At 69.9% G+C, this 21,099-nt stretch carries 23 protein-coding genes; 8 read left to right on the forward strand and 15 right to left on the reverse strand.

The features are described 5' to 3' along the window. Nucleotides 1-6 precede the first annotated feature (6 nt). Genes ccmE through ccmA form a run of 5 tightly spaced genes read right to left on the reverse strand, consistent with a single transcriptional unit; the run spans nt 7 to nt 2,619 of the window. The gene (gene ccmE, locus K344_RS0116015; protein WP_028081518.1) at nt 7-471 is read right to left on the reverse strand and encodes a cytochrome c maturation protein CcmE; all 465 of its coding nucleotides are present in this window, start codon (nt 469-471) and stop codon (nt 7-9) included. Next, nucleotides 468-614, reverse strand: coding sequence for a heme exporter protein CcmD (gene ccmD, locus K344_RS23620; RefSeq protein ID WP_169729310.1), 147 nt, complete (start codon nt 612-614; stop codon nt 468-470). The genes ccmE and ccmD overlap by 4 nt, the downstream gene beginning before the upstream one ends. Continuing rightward, nucleotides 604-1,377 (reverse strand): heme ABC transporter permease CcmC, encoded by a 774-nt coding sequence (gene ccmC, locus K344_RS0116025; RefSeq protein ID WP_028081519.1) that lies wholly within the window; start codon nt 1,375-1,377, stop codon nt 604-606. Before ccmC ends, ccmD begins: the two co-directional genes overlap by 11 nt. Nucleotides 1,378-1,405: 28 nt before the next feature. Then, on the reverse strand, nt 1,406-2,071 hold the full coding sequence (ccmB, locus tag K344_RS0116030) for a heme exporter protein CcmB (protein WP_028081520.1): 666 nt from the start codon (nt 2,069-2,071) through the stop codon (nt 1,406-1,408). Then, nucleotides 2,068-2,619 (reverse strand): heme ABC exporter ATP-binding protein CcmA, encoded by a 552-nt coding sequence (ccmA, locus tag K344_RS0116035; RefSeq protein ID WP_245586246.1) that lies wholly within the window; start codon nt 2,617-2,619, stop codon nt 2,068-2,070. Before ccmA ends, ccmB begins: the two co-directional genes overlap by 4 nt. Nucleotides 2,620-2,797: 178 nt before the next feature. On the opposite strand from ccmA, the gene folD reads away from it, so the two are divergent. Further along, nucleotides 2,798-3,664 carry a bifunctional methylenetetrahydrofolate dehydrogenase/methenyltetrahydrofolate cyclohydrolase FolD gene (gene folD / locus K344_RS0116040; protein ID WP_028081522.1) on the forward strand — a complete coding sequence of 289 codons (867 nt, stop codon included), beginning with the start codon at nt 2,798-2,800 and terminating at the stop codon, nt 3,662-3,664. 16 nt (nt 3,665-3,680) lie between these two features. On the opposite strand, the gene K344_RS23180 is transcribed toward folD, so the two are convergent. Together K344_RS23180 and wrbA are read right to left on the reverse strand one after the other, a co-directional pair. Continuing rightward, entirely contained in the window at nt 3,681-4,043 is a 363-nt protein-coding gene (locus K344_RS23180) for a DUF2069 domain-containing protein (RefSeq protein WP_051362307.1), read from the reverse strand. Further along, nucleotides 4,040-4,636 carry an NAD(P)H:quinone oxidoreductase gene (wrbA, locus tag K344_RS0116050; protein ID WP_028081523.1) on the reverse strand — a complete coding sequence of 199 codons (597 nt, stop codon included), beginning with the start codon at nt 4,634-4,636 and terminating at the stop codon, nt 4,040-4,042. The genes K344_RS23180 and wrbA overlap by 4 nt, the downstream gene beginning before the upstream one ends. 256 nt (nt 4,637-4,892) lie before the next feature. Between wrbA and K344_RS0116055 the strand changes: the two genes are divergently transcribed. The 5 genes from K344_RS0116055 (at nt 4,893) to K344_RS0116075 (ending at nt 8,154) form a co-directional block, all read left to right on the forward strand. After that, complete coding sequence (locus K344_RS0116055) at nt 4,893-5,783, forward strand: DUF6662 family protein (protein WP_084197544.1); 891 nt, start codon at nt 4,893-4,895, stop codon at nt 5,781-5,783. Between the two features lie 15 nt (nt 5,784-5,798). Further along, nucleotides 5,799-6,329: an FMN-binding protein gene (locus K344_RS0116060; RefSeq protein WP_028081525.1), complete on the forward strand. Its 531-nt coding sequence runs from the start codon at nt 5,799-5,801 to the stop codon at nt 6,327-6,329. Then, nucleotides 6,295-7,158: an FAD:protein FMN transferase gene (locus K344_RS22120; RefSeq protein WP_084197545.1), complete on the forward strand. Its 864-nt coding sequence runs from the start codon at nt 6,295-6,297 to the stop codon at nt 7,156-7,158. The genes K344_RS0116060 and K344_RS22120 overlap by 35 nt, the downstream gene beginning before the upstream one ends. Beyond that, entirely contained in the window at nt 7,155-7,628 is a 474-nt protein-coding gene (locus K344_RS22125) for a hypothetical protein (RefSeq protein ID WP_051362310.1), read from the forward strand. Before K344_RS22120 ends, K344_RS22125 begins: the two co-directional genes overlap by 4 nt. 61 nt (nt 7,629-7,689) lie before the next feature. After that, nucleotides 7,690-8,154 carry a nuclear transport factor 2 family protein gene (locus K344_RS0116075; RefSeq protein WP_028081526.1) on the forward strand — a complete coding sequence of 155 codons (465 nt, stop codon included), beginning with the start codon at nt 7,690-7,692 and terminating at the stop codon, nt 8,152-8,154. A gap of 110 nt (nt 8,155-8,264) precedes the next feature. Here K344_RS0116075 and K344_RS0116080 read toward each other — a convergent pair whose 3' ends face one another. Together K344_RS0116080 and K344_RS0116085 are read right to left on the reverse strand one after the other, a co-directional pair. Further along, nucleotides 8,265-8,840 carry a lytic transglycosylase domain-containing protein gene (locus K344_RS0116080; RefSeq protein WP_043114719.1) on the reverse strand — a complete coding sequence of 192 codons (576 nt, stop codon included), beginning with the start codon at nt 8,838-8,840 and terminating at the stop codon, nt 8,265-8,267. Between the two features lie 11 nt (nt 8,841-8,851). Next, on the reverse strand, nt 8,852-10,555 hold the full coding sequence (locus tag K344_RS0116085) for a proline--tRNA ligase (protein WP_028081528.1): 1,704 nt from the start codon (nt 10,553-10,555) through the stop codon (nt 8,852-8,854). Between the two features lie 343 nt (nt 10,556-10,898). On the opposite strand from K344_RS0116085, the gene K344_RS24190 reads away from it, so the two are divergent. Then, a complete protein-coding gene (locus K344_RS24190; protein WP_028081529.1) occupies nt 10,899-11,186 on the forward strand; it encodes a hypothetical protein in 288 nt (95 codons plus the stop codon). Between the two features lie 50 nt (nt 11,187-11,236). Here the strand turns inward: K344_RS24190 and K344_RS0116095 are convergent, their stop codons facing one another. Further along, entirely contained in the window at nt 11,237-14,224 is a 2,988-nt protein-coding gene (locus K344_RS0116095; RefSeq protein ID WP_028081530.1) for a WD40 domain-containing protein, read from the reverse strand. 77 nt (nt 14,225-14,301) lie between these two features. Between K344_RS0116095 and K344_RS0116100 the strand changes: the two genes are divergently transcribed. Further along, nucleotides 14,302-16,737 (forward strand): TRAFs-binding domain-containing protein, encoded by a 2,436-nt coding sequence (locus K344_RS0116100; RefSeq protein ID WP_028081531.1) that lies wholly within the window; start codon nt 14,302-14,304, stop codon nt 16,735-16,737. Nucleotides 16,738-16,751: 14 nt separating this feature from the next. Here K344_RS0116100 and K344_RS0116105 read toward each other — a convergent pair whose 3' ends face one another. From K344_RS0116105 to hemA, 5 genes are all read right to left on the reverse strand, one after another. Then, nucleotides 16,752-17,087 carry an MPN domain-containing protein gene (locus K344_RS0116105; protein ID WP_028081532.1) on the reverse strand — a complete coding sequence of 112 codons (336 nt, stop codon included), beginning with the start codon at nt 17,085-17,087 and terminating at the stop codon, nt 16,752-16,754. Further along, nucleotides 17,084-17,824: a HesA/MoeB/ThiF family protein gene (locus tag K344_RS0116110; RefSeq protein WP_028081533.1), complete on the reverse strand. Its 741-nt coding sequence runs from the start codon at nt 17,822-17,824 to the stop codon at nt 17,084-17,086. The genes K344_RS0116105 and K344_RS0116110 overlap by 4 nt, the downstream gene beginning before the upstream one ends. A gap of 6 nt (nt 17,825-17,830) precedes the next feature. Beyond that, nucleotides 17,831-18,658 carry a peptide chain release factor N(5)-glutamine methyltransferase gene (gene prmC / locus K344_RS0116115; protein ID WP_157623024.1) on the reverse strand — a complete coding sequence of 276 codons (828 nt, stop codon included), beginning with the start codon at nt 18,656-18,658 and terminating at the stop codon, nt 17,831-17,833. A gap of 2 nt (nt 18,659-18,660) precedes the next feature. Then, on the reverse strand, nt 18,661-19,743 hold the full coding sequence (gene prfA, locus K344_RS0116120) for a peptide chain release factor 1 (protein ID WP_028081535.1): 1,083 nt from the start codon (nt 19,741-19,743) through the stop codon (nt 18,661-18,663). Between the two features lie 78 nt (nt 19,744-19,821). Continuing rightward, complete coding sequence (gene hemA / locus K344_RS0116125; protein ID WP_028081536.1) at nt 19,822-21,084, reverse strand: glutamyl-tRNA reductase; 1,263 nt, start codon at nt 21,082-21,084, stop codon at nt 19,822-19,824. Between the last annotated feature and the right edge of the window lie 15 nt (nt 21,085-21,099).

Below are 21,099 nucleotides of genomic sequence, written 5' to 3' on the forward strand. Positions count from 1 at the left end.
GCGCGCTCAGCCGGCGGCCCGCATCACCGACTTGAACGGCGCGCAGCTGTGCTTGCCGTCGGCGGTGACCAGGGATTTCGCCAGATCGGGCGGCATGTAGTTCTCGTCGTGCTTGGCGAGCACCTCGTCGGCGACGAACGTGCCGTCCTTCATCTGCCCCGTGGCGACGATGCCCTGCCCTTCGCGGAACAGGTCCGGCAGGATGCCGTCGTAGCGCACCGGCAGCGACTTCTCGCAGTCGGCGAGCGTGAACTCGACGTTCAGGCCCTCGCCGCGCTTCAGGCTGCCGACGGTGACCAGGCCGCCGAGGCGCAGGCGCGCGTGCTCGGCGACCTTGTGCTCGACGATGTCGGTCGGCGTGTAGAAATACATCATGTTCTTGCGGAAGGCGGTGAAGCCGAACACCGCCGCGAGCGCGAGGCCCGCGACCAGCGCCGCCACCGCCACCATGCGTTTCTGCCGTTTCGTCATTCGTCGTCGGCCAGGCTGTCGAGGATCGCGCGGCGGCGCAGGCGCGGCGCGATCGCGTTCCAGAGATAGATCGCCGCGGCAACGCCGAAGCTGCCCCAGACATAGGGCGCATAGCCGCCCATGCTCCAGAACTCAGGAGACATGCGCGCCTCCGTCCCGGTTCCCGGCCGCTGCCGCGAGCTGCTCGCGCACCCAGCGCGTGCCGCGCTCGCGCAGCAGCAGCTCGTTCTGCGTGCGGCGCAGGATGGCGTAGGCGCACAGCAGATAGGTGCCGAGCAGGCCCGCGTACAGCGGCCGTGCCATGTCGGCGCTGATGGCCGGCTTGCCGAACTTCAGGATCGTCGAACCCTGGTGCAGGCTGTTCCACCACTCGACCGAGAAATGCACGATCGGCACGTTGACCAGGCCGACGATCGCCAGCAGCGCACAGGCGCGCGCCGCGGCGCGCGCATCCTCGAAGGCGGCGTGCAGGCCGATCACGCCGAGGTAGAGAAACAGCAGCACGAGTTCCGAGGTCAGCCGCGCGTCCCAGACCCAGTACGCGCCCCACATCGGCTTGCCCCACAGCATGCCGGTCAGCAGCGCCAGCGCCGTGAAACTCGCCCCGACCGGCGCGCTGGCGATCATCACGCACTCGGCGAGCTTCATGCGCCAGATCAGCGCCACCGCGCCGGCGACCGCCATCAGCACATAGAGCGAGAGCGACACCGCCGCCGCCGGCACGTGCACGTAGATCACGCGAAAGGCGTCCTTCTGCTGGTAATCCGCCGGCGCCAGCACCAGGCCGCCGTACCAGGCGTAGGCCAGGAGCAGCAGCGCGGCGACGCCCAGCCACGGCGCGAGACGCTCGGCGAAGCGGTAGAAGCTCGGCGGCGAGCCGAGGCGATGGAACCAGGTCCAGTTCATGGACGTTTGCACTGACGTTGGTCGTTGGCTATTCGAAGGCATTGCGCAGAGCGGCGGCGGCAAGCCACGGCAGCACGGTCAGCGTCAAGGTCAAAATGGCGGCCAGAAAGTATAGCGGAGCGCCTGCATCCAGACCCTGCTGCGCGGCGCGCACCGCGCCGGCGCCGAAGATGATGACCGGCACGATCAGCGGCAGCACCAGCACCGGCAGCAGCGCGCCGCCGCGCGGCAAGCCGACCGTCAGGGCGGCGACAAACCCGCCGATGAAGCTCAGGCACGGCGTGCCGAGCGCGAGGCCGAGAACCAGCGGACCGAGCGCCGCCGCCGGCAACCCGAGCATGGCCGCCAGCGGCGCCGCCAGCAGCACGATCGGCAGGCCGCTGAGCAGCCAGTGCGCGAGACTTTTGACGAATACCGCGAAGCTCAGCGACGTGCCGCTGACCAGCAGCTGCTCGAGCGTGCCGTCCTCCTGGTCGGCGCGGTAGAGGCGCTCCAGCGACAGCAGCGCGGCGAGCAGCGCGCCGACCCACAGCACCGCCGGCGCGAAGGCGGCGAGCTGCGGATCGTTCGGCCGCGCGCCGAAGCCGAACAGCGTCACGACGATGACGAAGAACAGCGGCGGCATCAGCCATTCGGCGCGGGCGCGCGCCGCCAGCTTCAGCTCGCGCGCGAAGATGGCGACGAAGGCGCTCACAGCACGAGCTCGCGCGCCTGCAGCGGTGCCGGCAGCGCCTGGTGGCTGGTCATGAGAATGGCGCCGCCCTGCGCCAGATGCGCCCCGGCCAGCTGCGCGAACAGCGCCAGGCCGCCGGCATCGAGACCGTCGAGCGGCTCGTCCAGCAGCCACACCGGCCGCCGCTGCAGCAGCAGGCGCGCCAGCGCGGTGCGCCGCTTCTGGCCGGCCGACAGCTGGCGGCAGGCGCGCAGGCGCGCGCGCGGCGGCAGCTGCAGACGCTCGAGCGCCGGAGCGATTGCCGCCGTCGCGGCGCCGTTGATGCCGCACCAGAAGCGCAGGTTCTCGAGCGGCGACAGCTGCGGGTTGAGACCGTTGCGGTGGCCGAGCCAGTGGGGCTGCGCGTCGGCCGGCTGCCAGACGATCGTGCCGGCGCCGCGGCGCAGACCGGCCAGCGTCTCGAGCAGCGAGGTCTTGCCGACGCCGTTGGCACCGCGCAGATGCACGAGCTCGCCGGCGTCGAGACGCAGCGCGAAATCGCGCAACAGCGCGCGATCGCCGCGGGTCACGGTGAGCGGATCGGCAGTCAGTAGAGGCACAGGCGCACGGCCGGATGAAAAAACGCCGCGTAGTGTACGGGATGGGGCCGCGCGCCGAGCCGATCTGGATCAATCGGCGGCGCGATCGTCGCCGCGCGAAGCATTAAAATGCGCGGCTCTGCCGCATGCCACTACCGGACTCCCTCTCTTGAGCGCTCAACTGATCGACGGCAAGGCCGTCGCCGCCGCCGTCCACGAACGGGTCCGCGTCGCCGTCGCCGAGCGCCTGGCCGCCGGCAAGCGCGCGCCGGCCCTCGCTACCGTGCTGGTCGGCGCCGACCCGGCCTCGGAAATCTACGTGCGCAACAAGCGCCTGACCTGCGAGAAGGTCGGCATCCGCTCGGTGCCGATGCATTTCGACGCCGGCATCGGCGAAGCCGAGCTGCTGGCCGCGGTCGACGCGCTCAACGCCGACGACGACATCGACGGCATCCTCGTGCAGCTGCCGCTGCCGGCGCACATCAATGCCATCCGCGTCACCGAGCGCATCCGCGCCGACAAGGACGTCGACGGCTTCCATCCCTACAACATCGGCCGGCTCGCGCAGCGCATTCCCAGCCTGCGGCCGTGCACGCCGTTCGGCGTCATCGAGCTGCTGAAATCGACCGGCGAGACCTTCAAGGGCAAGCGCGCCGTGGTCGTCGGCGCCAGCAACCACGTCGGCCGGCCGATGATGCTGGAGCTGATGCTGGCCGGCGCCACCGCGACCTGCTGCCACCGCTTCACGCGGGACGTCGCCGGCGAAGTGATCCGCGCCGACATCGTCGTCGCCGCGGTCGGCAAGCCGCGCATGGTGCAGGGCAGCTGGATCAAGCCGGGCGCGACGGTGATCGACGTCGGCATCAACCGCCTGCCCGACGGCAGGATCTGCGGCGACGTCGACTTCGATGCCGCCAGGGAGCGCGCCGCCCACATCACGCCGGTGCCCGGCGGCGTCGGCCCGATGACGGTGGCGATGCTGATGCAGAACACGCTGACCGCCTGCGTCGCGCGCGACGGCCACGGCATCGACTGAAGACCGGCGCGGCTGCTCAGCGACGCAGTGCCAGCGCCTCGCGGGCGCTGAAGCGCACGAACAGCACCATGCCGACGAAATCGGCGGCCGCCAGCGCGGCGAGGCCGAACAGCAGGCCGCGCTGCGCCGGAGCCGCGTAGCCGCCGGACAGCAGCAGCGCACAGTAGAAGACCAGCAGCATGCTCGCCCACTTGCAGGTGTAGAGGCTGCCGCGCAACAGGCCGGGCAGCGGCACGAACAGCAGCAGCGCCGAGGCGATGCCGAGGCGCGACGGCACGGCGATCAGCAGCAGGATGATCAGCGCCAGGTGCGCGGCGATCGTCAGTGCGTGCATCCAGCGGCTCAGCAACATGCGCGGCGCGGCGTCGGCGACGCTCATGGCGCGAGCTTCAGGGCGACGCGCGCGACGCGCGCGCCGAGCGCGAGGCACAGGGCCTCTTCGTCCCTGGTCAGCGCGCGCGGTTGCGCGCCGGTGCCGGCATGGTGACTGGCGCCATACGGCGTGCCGCCGGCGGCCGTCGCCGACAGCGCCGGCTCGCTGTACGGCAGGCCGACGAGCAGCATGCCGTGATGCAGCAGCGGCATCATCATCGTCAGCAGCGTCATCTCCTGGCCGCCGTGCAGCGAGCTGGTGGACGTGAACACCGCACCCGGCTTGCCGGCGAGCGCGCCGGACAGCCACTGCGCCGAGGTGCCGTCGAGGAAGTGCTTCAGCGGCGCCGCCATGTTGCCGAAGCGCGTCGGGCTGCCGAGCACGAGGCCCGCGCATTCGACGAGATCGCGCGGTTCGGCGTAGGGCGGACCGTCGTCGGGCACGGCCGGGCCGCGCTGCGCGTGATCGGCGGTCACCGGCGGCACCGTGCGCAGGCGCGCCGCCGCGCCGGGCACCGATTCGACGCCGCGCGCGATCAGCCGCGCCATCTTCGCCACCGAGCCATGGCGCGAGTAATAGAGGACAAGGATTTCGGTCATCACGGATCGCCGTTCGCGGGCGCGCATTGTAGAGGCACCGCGCCCTTCGCCGCCGGCGCAGACGCGGTGCCGCGGCCGCGCCCTCGAGCGCATCCGCGCTCGGCGCGCCGCACCGGGCACGCGTCACCGCGGCGTCAGTTGAATGATCCGTTTTAGACAGAATAGAATTATTCCTATTATCGATAACGTTTGGATTCAGCACCGTATGCGCAGATCGGCGGCAGTGGCAGCGTGCATTGCGACCCTCGCGGGCGGCATGAGCGGAGTGGCGCAGGCGGACGAGCCGATCTTCGGCTACATCTACACGACCGATCTGCTGCCGCAGGGCAAGACCGAGATCGAGCAGTGGGCGACGGAGCGCGAAGGCCGCTCGCAGGGCAGCTTCCACCTGCTGCAGACGCGCACCGAGCTGTCCTACGGCCTCAGCGACAACCTGCAGATCTCGGGCTACGCGAACCTCGCCTGGGCCAGCGTCAATCACAACACGCCGTCCGGCGAAACCGCGCCGCCGGAGGTGTTCGCCGACTACGACGCCGACCCGGACGCGCGCTTCCGCCAGTTCCGCGTCGAGAGCTTCTCGTTCGAAGCGCTGTACCGCTTCCTCAGCCCCTACACCGATCCGGTCGGCGCGGCGCTGTATCTGGAACCGTCGATCGGCCCGCGCACGCGCGAGCTGGAGGCGCGCCTGATCCTGCAGAAGAACTTCCTCGACGACCGCCTGATCTTCGCCTTCAACACCACGCTCGGCTACGAGTGGCGCTATCTGCAGGGCGATCCGTCGGCCGATCCCGCGTCGGACGATTTCAGGGATCACTGGGACAAGGAGACCGACGTCAACTTCGGCCTCGCCGGCAGCTACCGCTTCGTGTCGAACTGGTCGGCCGGTCTCGAACTGCAGAACGAACGCGAATGGGCCGACCTCAATCCGTTCAAGTCGGAGAACCGCACCAACTCGGCCTGGTACTTCGGTCCGACCCTGCACTACGCGAACGAGCACTTCTTCGCGACCGGCACCATCCTCAAGCAGCTGCCCTGGGCGCAGGACTATGCCAACAGCGGCGCCGACAGCTTCACGGTGCACGGCATCACCAACGCCGACGACTTCGAGAACTACCGCTTCCGCCTCAAGCTCGGCTACTACTTCTGAGTAAGCCGCTTGGCCATGCGCACATCCTTCTATCTGCTGCCGATCGCCCTGCTCGCCTCCGGCGCCGTGCAGGCGACGACCTATCTCACCGTCGACCAGGCGCAGGCGCAGATGCTGCCCGGCGCCACGCTCACGCAGGACTTCCGCCAGCTCACGCCGGCGCAGATCGCCGCGATCCGCAAGGACTCGGGGCAGTCGCCGCTCAACGATCAGCTGAAAGCCTGGCGCGCCAGCGACGGCAGCTGGTTCATCGTCGACGAGGTCGTCGGCAAGCACGAGTTCATCACCTTCGCGGTGACGATCGACGGCGGCGGCGCGGTGCGGCGCGTCGAGGTGCTCGATTACCGCGAGGCCTACGGCTCGCAGGTGCGCGAAGCGGCCTGGCTGGCGCAGTTCGTCGGCAAGAAGCGCGGCGCACCGCTGGCCCTTGGCGACGACATCAAGAACATCTCCGGCGCCACGCTGTCCTCCAAGCACATCAGCGACGGCGTGCGGCGCCTGCTGTCGACGTATGCCATCGTCCTCGCGCCCGGCGCCACCGCTTGAGAGAGCCCGACCGCTGCTCGGCACGCTGGTCCGCATCAGCGTCGAGTTGGAGGACGACGCGCAGGCGCGGCACGCCGTCGAGGCCGCGTTCGCCGAAATCGCGCGCGTCCACCGCCTCATGACCTTCCACGAGGCGGACAGCGATCTCGGCCGCCTGAACCGGGCGGCGCCCGGCCTTGCCGTCGAGGTCGACACCCGCACCGCCGAAGTCCTGCAGACGGCGCTCGCCTTCGCACGGCAGTCGGACGGCGCCTTCGATCCCACGGTCGGCGCCGAGGCGGTCGCCGCCGGTGCGCTGCCGCGCCCGGCGGACAGCGACGCCGCCGATCCTGTCGCCGACTGGCATGACGTCCACATCGAGGGATGCGCGGTGCGCCTGCGCCGCAAGGCCTGGCTCGATCTCGGCGGCATCGCCAAAGGCTATGCCGTCGACCGCGCGATCGGCGTGCTGCAAGGCCATGGCGCGCAGCGCGCCTGCGTCGATGCCGGCGGCGATCTGCGCGTGCTCGGCACCGATCACGCCGTGCGCCTGCGCGTCGACGGTTCGCCGCAGCTGCCGCTGCTGCTGATCGACGATGGCGCCGTCGCGTCGAGCGGCGGCGATCCTTCGCTGCAGACCCCGCATTTCCACGCCGCGCGGCGCGCATCGCTGCCGGCCGCGCACTTCGCGAGTGTGACGGCGCCGTCCTGCATGGTCGCCGACGCCATGACCAAGATCGTGCTCGCGCTCGGCCTCGATGCCGCGCGCCCGCTGCTGCAACAGCATCGGGCCGCGGCATACGCGTTCTCGCCGCGGCACGGCTGGCGCGCGACGACGGCGATCGCATGAGGCCGACGCATCACCGCCCGCGCCCGTCGCCGCGCCTCGGCGCGCGGCGCAAGCAGGCCTTTCACCTGATCGGCCTCGGCATCTGGCTGTCCGGCATCGCCTGGCTGGTCCTGCACTATCTGCTGCGTCGCCAGGGCGAGTTCGGCCCGGAAGCGCATCCGCTCGAACCCTGGTCGCTGAAGTGCCACGGCGCCTTCGCCTTCGCCGCCCTGTGGATGAGCGGCACGCTGTGGGCGGTGCATGTGGTCAACGGCTGGGAGCAGAAGCGGCGGCGCCTGTCCGGCGCCCTGGTGTTCGCCCTGCTGGCGCTGCTGATCGTCAGCGGCTACCTGCTCTATTACGCCGGCGACGAGGACCTGCGCAACGCCACGTCGATCGTGCACTGGGCCTGCGGTGTCGCCATCGCGCTGGCCTACGCCATCCACCGCCTCGCGCACCGCGTGTCGGCGGCCGGCGTCGAGCGGCCCTGAGCCATGCCGCCACGGCGGCTGACGGCGCATACTGCGCCCGTCCCGTCCCGGTGCCGTCGCCATGTCACGCGAACGTATCGAAAGCTTCTATTGCGCCTTCCGCCATCGCGACGCGGCGGGCATGAGTGCCTGCTACCACGACGACGCGCGCTTCAGCGATCCGGTCTTTCCCGATCTCGACGCCGGCGGCGTGCGCGCGATGTGGAGCATGCTGCTCAGCGGCGCGAAGGATCTGCGCATCGAGTTCGGCGGCATCGACGCGGACGCGCAGCAGGGCCGCGCGCACTGGGACGCCTGGTACACCTTCTCGGCGACCGGCCGGCCGGTGCGCAACCACGTCGAGACGCGCTTCGAGTTCCGCGACGGATTGATCCTGGTGCAGCGCGACGCCTTCGACTTCCACCGCTGGGCGACGCAGGCGCTCGGCCTCACCGGCCGCCTGCTCGGCGGCACGGCCTTTCTGCAACGCAAGCTGCAGGCGCAGGCCGCGCAGCGGCTCGCGCAATGGCGGCAGCGCAAGGGCTGACGGCGGTCCTGCATATCGCGTTGACGTGGCTTGCGCTCAACCGCGGCGCGCATCCGCAGGCGTGATGCCGCGCCCTGCGGCGACGCACGTGCCGGAGCGGCGCTCAACTATCAGCTGCGATACCAGCGCTGGTTCAGCGCATTGACGACCAGCATCGGGTAGTCCGGCTTGCCGTAGCTGCCGTTGTAGCGACCGAGCGCACCGATCAGGTTGCCGCGTTCCTGGTCGAGGTAGAACTTGAGGATCGTGCAGCCCATGCGCAGATTGGTGCGCACCTGAAAGAGGTTGTCGTCCGGCTTGCCGATCTCCTTGAGCCAGAACGGCATGATCTGCATCAGGCCCTGCGCGCCGGCGCTCGACACCGCGTAGCGGTTGAAGCCGCTCTCGACCTGGATCACCGCCAGCACCAGCTCCGGCGCGATCTTGGCGCGCCGCGCCTCGCTGTGCACGAGGCGCAGCAGTTCCAGGCGCTGGTCTTCGTCCGGCACGAACTTCTGCAGACGGCTCGACATGTCGACCAGCCAGACCTCGGCATCGAAGCGGTGCTCGAAGCTGTCGGCGGCGTCGATGTTCTTGGCCAGCAGCGCGCGCAATTCGGGCTCCGGCTCGCCGGTCGGGCCGGCATGCGCCGGCGCCGCCAGCGTCGCCGCCAGCAGAGCCGTCACCGCCGCGAACCGCCGCCGCATGCGCGCGACGCTTACGCCGCCAGGCGCTCGAGCACGGCGGCACTGCTCGCCGCGATCATCTCGGCCTTCTCGGCGCGCCGGTGCTTGTACTCGAACTGGGCGTTGGCGAGGCTCTTGTCGCCGATGACGATGCGATGCGGAATGCCGATCAGCTCGGCGTCGGCGAACATCGAGCCCGGTCGGTTGCCGCGATCGTCGAGCGCGACGTCGATGCCGGCCGCCAGCAGATCCCGGTACAGGCCTTCCGCCGCCTCCTTCACCGCCGCCGACTTGTCGCTGCCGATCGGACAGATGATGACGCGGAACGGCGCGATCGCATCCGGCCAGATGATGCCGCTGGCATCGTGGTTCTGTTCGATCACCGCCGCCACCAAGCGCGTCACGCCGATGCCGTAGCAGCCCATCTCCGGCGTCACCGCCTTGCCTTCGGCGTCGAGCACCGTCACGCCCATCGCCTGGGTGTACTTGGTGCCGAGCTGGAAGATGTGGCCGCCTTCGATGCCGCGGTAGAACTTGATGGTGCCGACGCCGTCCGGGCTCGGATCGCCTTCGGCGATCATGCGCAGGTCGGCCGTTTCCGGCTCGGCGCAATCGCGGCCCCAGTTCACGCCGCGCAGGTGATGGTCATCCTCGTTGGCGCCGCAGACGAAGTCGGCGACTTCCGCCGCCGCGAAATCGGCGATCAGCGGAACCGGGCAGCCGACCGGGCCGAGATAGCCGACCTCGCAGCCGAACACCTTCCGCACCTCTTCCGGCGCCGCCATCGTCAGCGGGCTCGCCACCTTCGGATGCTTGGCCGCCTTGATCTCGTTGAGCTGGTGATCGCCGCGCAGCGCGATGCCGATCAGCCCGCCTCCGGCGGCTTTGACGACCAGCAGCTTGACCTTGCCGCTCAGCGGCACGTCCATGAATTTCGCAACCTGCTCGCAGGTCTTCTGCCCGGGCGTCGACACCTTCTCGACGCGCTTGCTCGCCGCCGCGCGCGGCGTGCCGCTCGGCCGGGTCTCCGCCGCCTCGACGTTCGCCGCGTAGCTGCCGCCCTGCGCGACCGCGAGCAGGTCCTCGCCCGAGCCGGCGAGGATGTGGAACTCCTCCGACAGCGCGCCGCCGATGTTGCCGGAGTCGGCCTTCACCGGACGGAACTCGGCACCGAGGCGCGTGAAGATGCGGATGTAGGCCTCGCGCATGTTCAGATATTCGCGATGCAGGTCCTCCGCCGTCATGTGGAACGAGTAGGCGTCCTTCATCAGGAACTCGCGCGAGCGCATCACGCCGAAGCGCGGGCGGCGCTCGTCGCGGAACTTGGCCTGGATCTGGTAGAGGTTGACCGGCAGCTGGCGATAGCTGCGGAAGTCCTGGCGGAAGTGATGGCAGACCACTTCCTCGTGCGTCGGCCCCAGGCAGAAATCGTTCTGGTGACGATCCTTGAAGCGCAGCATCTCGGGGCCCATCTGATCCCAGCGGCCGGACTCCTGCCACAGCTCGGCCGGCTGCACCGAGGGCATCAGCATCTCCAGCGCGCCGGCGCGGTTCATCTCCTCGCGCACGATGGTGGCGATCTTGGTCAGCGTGCGCAGACCTATCGGCAACCAGCTGTACAGGCCGCTGCCGAGCTGGCGGATATAGCCGGCGCGCAGCATCAGCTGATGGCTGACGACCTGCGCGTCGGCCGGCGTTTCCTTGGAGGTGGACAGCGGGAATTGCGTGAGACGCATGGCGGGCAACCGGCTTTCGATCGTTTTCGTAGGGACTGCTGAAGGCGCGGATTGTAGCGTCCGCCATACGTCCATGGCGCGATGCCCGCCCGTCCGGCGTCATCGCCCCGCATGCGTCTGCGATGCGCGGCGCGCGACTTCGGAAGGCAGTGGAGCGCATCGCAGAGCGCGCCGTACACGCATCGCGCCTGTGTCGCTTCGCGAAAATCCTTTGCGCAACACATGGCGATGCGATAGCTTTCTCACGCTGCGCATCTTTCATGGAATCGGATGCGATGCGTCACAGAGTTCCGCTCATGGCGAGCAGAACACAGGAAGCTTGATCAATTGAGGGAGTCAGTCGATGGGTGATGAACAGAACGCCACCAAGTCCACCGCCATTCCGCCGCCGGCGGTTGTCGTGGCGCCGGTGAAGAAGGCCGTGAAGAAGGTGAAGAAAGCTGCCAAGAAAGCCGCCAAGGCCGTGAAGAAGGCAGCGAAGAAGGTCGCCAAGAAGCCGGCGAAGAAAGCGGCCAAGAAGGCCGTGAAGAAAGTCGCCAAGAAGGCTGCCAAGAAGCCGGCGAAGAAGGCCGTGAAGAAGGTCGCCAAGAAGGCTGCCAAGAAGCCGGCGAAGAAAGGCAAGAAGAAGTAAGAGCCGCGAGGCTCGCTGCGAAGCGGCGGACCGCGAGGTCCGCCGCTTTTTTATTGGCCGCCGCCTTCGCTCGTCTTCTGGCAGCGCGGCGTGTCGATTTCGCGCGGCACGAGGGCGCTGCCGTCGACCCGCCAAGCCACGCGGCATTCGAGCTCGGCGGCGATCGCCGCGGCGTCCCGCGCCTCGTAGCGCAGCGGCCACAGGTGGGCGACGCCGTCGCGGCCTGTACTCAGGATGTCGGCGCCGTCCGGCGTGAACACCGCGGCGCGCCACTGGATCAGGCCGTCGTGCGCGAGGAACGAATCCAGCAGCTCGCCCTTGTCGGCATCCCAGATCTTGATCACGCCATCACGCCCGGCGCTCAGCGCAAAGCGGCCATCCGGGCTGAAGACCGCGGTCTCGACGGCATTGGTGTGCCCGCCGAGCGTCAGCAGGCGGTCGTCGGCCAGCCGCCAGACACGTATCGAATTCGACGTTTCGGCAAGCACGACCTGCCGGGCATCCGGGTCAAAGGCCGCCGTCCAGAAGTACGCCGCCGAAGGATCGTGCAGCTGCTTGACGATGTGCCCGTCGCTCGCATCGAGCACGAAGGCGAATCCCTGCTGGCCCGCCACCAGCAAGAGGCGGCCGTCGCGGCTGAAGGCGGCGCTCGCCAGCTCCAGCTCGCCCGACGGCAAGTGCACCGCCCAGCGCTCGTCGCCATGCTGGAGATCGACGAGGCGCATCCGCCCGCGCGCGCCGGTCGCGAGCAGCGCACCGTGCGGCGCCATCGCATAAGCCTGCAGCTCACCGCTCGGCAAGGCGAGCCGCAGGCTGCCATCGCGCAGATCCCAGACGCGCAGCGAGGCATCTTCGATCTCGGCGGCGAGAAAGCGGCCGTCGGCGTCGAACTGCAGGCTGGTGGCCCGCCCGACGCCCTTGAAGCGTCGCGCGGTGCGACCGCTCCCGACTTCGCTGAGGACCACACTCCCGTCGGGCGAGCCCGTCGCGAGAAGGCGGGCGTCGGATGTGAACGTGGCACTGCTGACGAAACGCTGTGGAATCGCCAGCGCGCGCAGCTTGCGCAGCGGCGCGCGCTGCCACAGCGCGCCGCCGCCGGATGCTTCACTGACGAACAGCAGGTGGCCATCGGCGCTCAGCGCGGCGGCAGGTGCCTTGCCGGGCGGTGCCGAGCCGAGCCCGGCGCGCGCGCTGTCAGGCAGGGACCAGACGACGATCGACCCGTCCGGGCCGTTGCTGATCAGGCGTTGCGCATCGTCGGCATAGTGAAAGTTCACGGCTGAACCCATGTGCCCGTCGAGTGTGTAGGACTCCTGACCCGACGCCGCATCGAACATCGTCAGTCGCCCTTCGACCATCTGTCCGAACTGGCGCCCATCCGAGCGCAGCATCACGACGTTGCCACCCGCGCCGAAGTACTTGCTGGCGTAGACCAGCGCACCGCTGCGGCCATCCCAGATCGCCGCGGCGCCGCGGCTGACACTGAGCAATCGAGAGCCATCGTCGTCGAACTGCAGATCGGTGATCGTGCGGCGATGCCCGGCGCTCACCAGGACCGTGCCCTGCACCGCATCCCAGACCCGCACGGCGCCGTTGATGGTGCCGCCCGCCACGACGCCACAGCCGACCGACGACGCCAGCATCGTCAGCGGGCCACCGACGCCGACGAAGCGACGGCGCAGCGCACCGCTGACGATGTCGCGCAACTCGAGAGCACCGTCGCGTCGTCCGGCGAGCACCGAGCGGCCGTCGCGACAGAGGCGGGCAACGCCGTAGTTGCCGGCAATGCGCCTTTGCACGACGAAGTTCGCGGCAGACGCCAGCTCGCCGACAACGACGGCGCCGTCGGCGTCGACGAAAGTGAAGTGACGATCGTCATCGGCGACCGGCGGCATGGAAACGCCGCTGGAATTCGGACCGAGCTCGACGCGTGCTCGCAGCGCGCCGCTGCGAGCGTCGAATAGCTGCAGCCAGCGGCCATGCAGCTTCGAATCCTCGTGATGCAGCCAGATCAGCCCGCCGCCAGGGCTGTAGCCCATCAGCCACTGCCTCAGGTCACCCAGCGCTTGCGCGAACAGCTCGGTGCCGCCCCGGCGCAGATCCAAGCCGTGCAGCACCTTGTCGGGCGTCATGGCGAAGGCCAGCGTGCCATCGCGGTTGATGTCGAGGCTCAAGGGCGCTTGCTTCAGCTTGATGCGCAGCTCCTGCGCATCGACGACGCGCATCGCCTTGCCGAGCATGTAGCGCAGCGCCGGCGTGTCGACACCTTCGCGATAGACCTCGTTCAGATAGACCGCGGCACGCGCTTCGTTGTGCGCCAGCAGTTCCTCGCGGCCGCTCTCGTAGAGCTTGTTGAGCCGCACGGTCCGCGCCTGCGCTTCGAGTGCTTGGCGCTTCTCGTCCTGCTGCCAGCGCCAGCTGGCGACGGCAAGCACGATCAGCGCGATCGCGGCCGTGCCGAGCGCCAGGTGCTGCTGCATGCGCCGGCGCCGCTCGCGCCGGCGCAGGTCGTCGTAGCCCACGCCGAGCATGCCGGCGATCAGCTTCAGCACCGCGCCGTCGCGCCCGTCGGCCTGTGCGCCGACGTCGGCCGCCAGCGGCTCGGCGGCCTGCCCGCTCGGTTGTCCTTCGTCGTCGTAGTGCTGCAGCAGCGCCGGCACGAAGCAGCTGCCGCTGTCGTCGGTTTCGTCGACTTTCAGGCAGAGGATGCGCTCTTGCCGACCGAGCTTCTTGAAGGTCTCGACTTCTTCGTTGACCCAGCGCGACGCCGCGGCGTGCCGCGAGCACAGCACGATCAGGTAGCGTGATTCCTGCAGCGCACGCTGCACGACGCCGCCGAGGTCGGCCGAGCTCGGCAGTTCGTCGCGATCGCGGAATACCGGATACAACCGCCGCGGCCGTGCGCCGCTCCCGTGCGGCGCGCCGACCAGCCGGCGCGGCACGCGGTAGGTTTCCAGCTGCTTGTGCAGCCAGCGCGCCCAACCGCGGTCGTGGTGGCTGTAGCTGATGAATGCCCAGTAGCGAAAACCGTCCTGCACGCCGCCCCCGTCTCCGATCCCGCTTCGCGCGCATCATAATGGCGATGGGGCAAGACCGGCGAAGGACATCGGCGAGCATGGCAGGCAGGGAGAGCGGCACTGCACTGGGCACCAGCGGCATCACCACGCTGAGCCTGCGCGACTGGCTGGCCGCCCATCGCCGCGTCGGCAGCGGAACGCGCAGCGTCACCGTCGGCGCCTGCGGCCATCTGCTCCTTTCGCGCGGCGAGATGCGACGGGCGCGCCGGCAACTCATCGAGCAGGTCCTGCCGGCACTGGTCGGCGACGGCGAACCGCGACTGTCGCTGTTCGTCGGCATGGCGCCCGGCGCCGACATGCTGTTTCTGGAGACGGCGAGCCGCTGGCTGCGCGAGCGCGGCCTGCCGTTCGCGATGACCGCGCTCCTGCCCGTGCCGGTCGAGCACCTGATCAACGACTGGGTGCTGCGCGCGCAGGACGCACAGCTGCAGATCTCGCGCGCCGGACGCAAGCGCCTCGCCGCCGAAGCCCATGCGCTGCTGCAGCACTGCACGGCGATCGTGCCCTTGTATCCGGAACGGATCGACGCGGTGACGCTGAGCTCGCGCGCTTTCCGCCAGCATCAGTATCGGCGTCTCGCCGCGATCGTCGCGCAGCACGCCGATCACGTCGTCGCGATCCTGCGCCCGCTGGCCTCCACAGAACCGGGCAGCACGGCGGAAGTCGTCGCCTGGCGGCGCCAGCCGGCCGGCATCCCGTCCGAGCTGCGCCTGCACGCGACGCATTGCGCGCTGCACGGGCAGCTGCACCTGATCGACCCTTCGCGCATCGACGCCCCCGGCAAGCTGCCGCCGGCGCCGGCCGAGCACGACGAGCTGAGTCGCGTGCTGCAGGCCGCCGAGACGGCGCGCCGCGCCGGCAACGAACTGCTGTGCAACGACATCGTCTATCGCGCCCTGAAGAATGGTCTCTCCTCGCGTCGCCTCGACTATCTGCGCATACAGGCGCTGGCCAACACCGGCAACGTGCAGATGGCGCTGAACTACTACCGCGGCCTCGATCTCGCCGACGACGAGCTCGACGAGGACTGGCTGGCGCTGCACGGCCGCCTGCAGAAGGACCTCGCGCTGCACGGCAGCGGTGACGCCGGCCAGTACGAAAGCGCCGCGCAGGCGTATCTGGACGCCTACCAGCGGCACGGCGGCTCCTACAGCGCGATCAACGCCGCCTCGATGCTGATGCTGGCCGGCAACGGCAAGGCGGCGCGCCGCTACGCGCGGATCGCGCACGAGCTGGTCGGGCGGCAGAGCGGCGGCGACGAGATCGCGCAGTTCTACCGGCTCGCCACCGAAGCCGAGGCGATGCTGCTGCTCGACGAGCCCGAGCGCTGCGCGCAATCGCTGGCCGCGGCCAACCATCTGCTGCGCGATGACATCACGCGGCGCAGCCGCACGCGCCAGCAGCTGCGCAGCCTGTGCCTGCGCCTCGGCCGCGACCCGCGTTTGCTCGACGCGCTGCGGCTGCCTCCGCTCGTGCTCCTGCAACGCGGCGATCTGCAGGCGCCCGCCGCGCCGCCGCCGGTACGCCTGCCCGCCGCGCTGCGCGCGCTGGCAACGCAGCGTGCATTGCTGCATCTGGCCTTGCATGCGCCCTACGAAGTGCATCTCGGCGAACAACTCATCGCGCGCGGCGCGCGCCTGTACCTGACCTTGCCGGCGCCGCCGTCCGAGCTGGCCCGCTCCTGGCGCGGCCACGACAGCGGCATCGCGCAACGCCTGCAGCGCCTGCTCGATGCCGCCGACGGCGTCGCCGTGCTGCGCGGCTTTCTCGCCGCCGAGCGCGGCTGGGCGATGCGCGAGGCGGCGGACGCGAGCCACGGTCTCGCCAGCCTCAACGCCCAGCGCCTCGGCCTGCCCTTGCAGCAACGCCGGTACCAGGCGGCGGAGACCGCCGCGGCACGCTCCGGCGCGAGCGGCGCCGCGCCGGCGGGCCGCCGCATGGTCGGCCTGATCTTCGCCGACTTCGCCAGCTTCCGCCGCCTCGGCGATGCGGTCTTCCCGCGCTACTACCGCGAAATCATGCAGCGGCTGGCGCAGGTGCTGGATCGCCACGGCGCGCGCGTGCTGGTGCGGCAGACCTGGGGCGATGCGCTGCACGTGGTGACCGACGACGCCGAGAGCGCCGCGCACATCGTCGCCGACATCCAGCAGTACATCGAGAAGCGGCGTCTGCGCCACGACGGCATCCTCGCCGATCTCGAGCTGCGCATTTCCGCGCACTACGCGCCGGCCTACGCCGGCGACGATCCGATCGAGCAGAAGCCGATCTACTACGGCACACAGCTGTCGTTCGCGGCGCGCATCGAGCCCGTCGTGCCGCCCGGCATGATCTATGTGACCGAGGCTTTCGCCGCGCGCCTTGCGCTGGAGGCGCCGACGCGCTTCCTGCTCGACTACGCCGGCGAGGTCGATCTCGCCAAGCAGTTCGGCACCTACCGGCTGTATTCGCTGCGGCGCATGCCGGAACAAGGCTGAGCGCGCACACCGCCTCAGTCGCGAATCTTCAGCACCTGCTCCTGCACGGCGCCGCCGACCAGGCGCCAGGCACGCATCTCCAGCACACCCTTGGTGTTGAGCGAGACGACGAGACTCAGCAGGCCTTCGCGCAGCTCGCCCGCCCGCGGCACCGCCTCGGCCTGCGGATGCGACCACAGGTTCGCCCACAGCGACTCATCCGCCGCGACCGCGTCGCGGCCCTTGTGGAAGGCGGCCGGCTCGCCGCCGCGCGCGCCGACCACGCCGCGGATCGCCTCGGGCTGCGCGATCTGCGCCTCGTGCAGGATCCTGATCGCCAGACAGCGCGGCATCACCAGTACGTCGCTCATCGGTGTATCCCCAGGTTTTTGCCCGCGCAGACCGGGCAGTCCGGATCGGCGCTGATCGTGTGTGTGCGCCATTGCAGGCGGCGCGCGTCCCAGCTGTGCAGCCGGCCGGCGTCCTCGCGCAGGCCGACGAGCCATTTGAGCGCGACCAGCGCCTGCAGCGCGCCGACCGTGCCGACCACCGGGCCGAGAATGCCGGCCTCCTCGCAGGTCTCCGCCGCCTCGCCGTCGTCGGCGTAGAGACAGCGGTAGCAGGGCCCGCCGCCCGCCGTGTCGAACACGGCGAGCTGGCCTTCGAACCGGATCGCCGCGCCTGACACCAGCGGCTTGCGGGCCGCGACGCAGGCGGCGTTGATCGTGTAGCGCGCCGGGAAGTTGTCGGTGCAGTCGAGCACGATGTCGGCGGCGCGGATCGCCTCGACGCCGGCGTCGGCGTCGAAGGTCTCGATCTCGACGTCCGGATTGAGCGCGCACAGCTGCGCCGCCGCCGCCTCGGTCTTGGCGCGGCCGACGTCCGTCTGCCGGTACAGCACCTGACGCTGCAGATTGCTGCGCTCGACGCGATCGCGGTCGCTGAGCAGCAGGCGGCCAAGGCCGGCGCCGGCCAGATAGGCGGCCGCGATCGAGCCGAGGCCGCCGAGGCCGAAGACCAGCGCCGTCGAATCGCGCAGCAGCTGCTGGCCGTTGACGCCGACCTCGCGCAGCACCACCTGGCGGCTGTAGCGGGCGAAATCACTCATGGATGGTCACGGCCTGCGTCCTCCGCTGCTGCGCTCGCGATTCTCGAGATCGCGGCGCGTGCCGATGTCGATGAAGCCGGCGGCGGCGAACAGCGCGCGCACCGCTTCGCCCTGATCGTAGCCGTGTTCGACCAGCAGCCAGGCGCCGGGGCGCAGATGCGCGCCGGCGCCGGCGACGATCTCGCGCAGCGCCTGCAGGCCGTCGGCGCCGTCGGTCAACGCCAGCATCGGCTCGTGACGCAGCGCATGCAGATGCGGGTCGTGGCGCGCGATATACGGCGGATTGGCGACCGCCAGATCGAACGTGCGCCCGGCGAACGGCGCCCACCAGCTGCCTTCGGCGAACTCGATGCGCAGCCCGGCATGCCGGGCGTTGCGCCGCGCAACCGCCAGCGCCGCGGCGGAGACGTCGCTCGCCGTCAGCCGCCACGCCGGCCGCGCGCTCGCCAGCGCCAGCGCGATCGCGCCGCTGCCGGTGCCGAGATCGACGACATCCGCCTCGCCCTGCGGCGGCCGGCATTCCAGCGCCCAGGCGACCAGCAGCTCGGTCTCGGGGCGCGGCACCAGCACGTCCGGCGTCACTTCGAGATCGAGCGTCCAGAAGCCTTGCCTGCCGCTGAGATAGGCCACCGGCTCGCCGCGCCGGCGGCGCCGCACCAGCGCGGCGAAGCGCTGCGCGTCGGCCTCGGCGATTTCGTCGTGCAGGCGCGAGAAGATCTGCGCGCGCGACAGCGACAGGACCTCGCCGAGCAGCAGCTCCGCGTCGAGGCGCGGGCTGTCGCTCGCCGCGGCGAGCACGGCCTGCGCATCCATCAGTGCCGCGCCCAGCTTCATGCTCAGGCTTCGCCCAGCTCGGCCAGCGCCTCGGCCTGCGCTTCGGCGAGCAAGGGCTGGATGACCGGATCGAGATCGCCGGCGATCACGCGCTCGAGCTGGTACAGCGTCAGATTGATGCGGTGGTCGGTGACGCGCCCCTGCGGGAAATTGTAGGTACGGATGCGCTCGGAGCGATCGCCGGAACCGACCAGCTTCTTGCGCTCGGCGGCGCGCTGGCTGGCGTTCTTCTCGCGTTCGGCTTCCGAGAGGCGCGCCTGCAGCAGCGCCAGCGCCTTGGCGCGGTTCTTGTGCTGCGAGCGTTCTTCCTGGCACTCGACGACGACGCCGGTCGGGATGTGCGTGACGCGGATCGCCGACTCGGTCTTGTTGACGTGCTGGCCGCCGGCGCCGCTCGAGCGGAAGGTGTCGAACTTGAGATCGGCCGGGTTGATGGTGATCTGCGACTCCTCGACTTCCGGCAGCACGGCGACGGTCGCCGCCGAGGTGTGGATGCGGCCCTGCGCCTCGGTCTCCGGCACGCGCTGCACGCGGTGCGCGCCGGACTCGTACTTGAGCTGCGAGTACGCGCCGAAGCCGATGATGCGCGAGATGATTTCCTTGAAGCCGCCGTGCTCGCCTTCGCTCGCGCTCAGCACCTCGACCTGCCAGCCGCGGTTCTCGGCGTACTTCGCGTACATGCGGAACAGGTCGCCGGCGAAGATCGCCGCCTCGTCGCCGCCGGTGCCGGCGCGGATTTCGAGGAAGACATTGTTGTTGTCGAGCGGGTCCTTCGGCACCAGGAAGGAATACAGTTCCTTCTCCAGCGCCTCGATGCGCGCCTGCACGTCCGGCCATTCGGCTTCGGCGAGCGCGCGCATCTCGGCGTCGCTGTCGCCCTTCATCGCCTCGAGATCGTCGAGCGCCTTCAGCGCCTCGCGGTGCGCGGCGAAGGTCTCGGCCAGCGGGCCGAGCTGGGCGTATTCCTGCGACAGGCGGCGGAACTTGTCGTTGTCGGCAATGACGGACGGGTCGCCCAGCTCGTGGGCCACCTCTTCCCGACGCTCGGCCATCTGCTCGAGCTTGGCCAGAAGACTCGGTTTCATGAATTCAGGGAGGAATGGAAAGAACGCGGCGCAGGAAGCTGGCGCAGGCCGCGACGGCGCTGGACGGCGCGCGCGCCGCTAAGGCTCGTCGTCCGGCAGCTCGAACAGCTTGCGCGCGGCGTTGAGCAGCACGGCCTGCTCGACGGCATCGGCCTTGCGCAGCACCTGCGAGGGCGCGTGCAGGATCTTGTTGCTCAGCGTGTCGGCGAGGAAGCCGAGCACGTCGTCGACGTTCTCGCCGGCGGCGAGCTTGCGCCGGGCCTTCTCCAGCACCTCGTCGCGGCTGTGCCGCGCGCGGGCGCGCAGCTGGGCGATCGTGCTGCCGGCGTCGCGGCTTTCCAGCCAGCGCGTGAAAGCCTCGGCCTGCGTGCTGATCAGCACTTCGGCCTGGCGCGCGGCCTCCTCGCGCAGCTTGAGGTTTTCGGCGATCACCGCGCGCAGGTCGTCGATCGTGTAGAGGTAGATGTCTTCCAGCTCGGCGATCTTCGGATCGATGTCGCGCGGCACGGCGAGGTCGATCATGATCACCGGCTTGCGCCGCCGCGAGCGCACCGCGCGCTCCATCGCCGCCCGGCCGAGCACGAAATCGCGCGCCGCCGTCGACGAGATCACCAGGTCGGCGTCGGGCAGGTAGCTCGGCAGGTCGTTGAGGCTGATCGCGTAGCCGTGCACCTCGCGCGCCAGCTTCTCGGCGCGTTCGAGCGAGCGGTTGGCGACGACGATGCGGCCGATGCCGTGCTGGTGCAGATGCCGCGCGACCAGCTGGATCATCTCGCCGGCGCCGATCAGCAGCGCGGTCTGGCCCTTGAGATCGGTGAAGATGCGGCGCGCCATCTGCAGCGCGGCGTAGGCGACCGATACCGGGTGCGCACCGACCTGGGTCTGCGAACGCACCAGTTTGGCCACCGAAAACGCGTGCTGGAACAGCCGCGACAGCACCGGGCCGATGCTGCGGACCTCGTTGGCCAGGGCGTAGGACTGCTTCATCTGGCCGAGGATCTGCGGCTCGCCGACGATCATCGAGTCGAGCCCCGACGCGACGCGCAGGCTGTGCCTGACGCTGCCGAGATCACGGTGCGCGTAGGCGAACTTCTCGATGTAGCCTTCCGGCGCCTGCCGCTCGCGCCGCCACCATTCGAGCAGCAGCGGCTCGGCGTCGAGGCCGGTCACCGCCATCAGTTCGGTGCGATTGCAGGTCGAGATGATGGCCGCCTCCTGCACCTCCGGCAAGCCGCGCAGGCGCAGCATCGCCGCCGCGAGGTCCGCTTCGGTGAAAGCCAGCCGCTCGCGCGCCTCGACCGGCGCACGATGATGGCTGAGACCAAGCGTAACGAGGGCCATTGGCTATCAGTGGGA

The organism is Solimonas soli DSM 21787, assembly GCF_000474945.1.
Lineage (GTDB): Bacteria > Pseudomonadota > Gammaproteobacteria > Nevskiales > Nevskiaceae > Solimonas > Solimonas soli.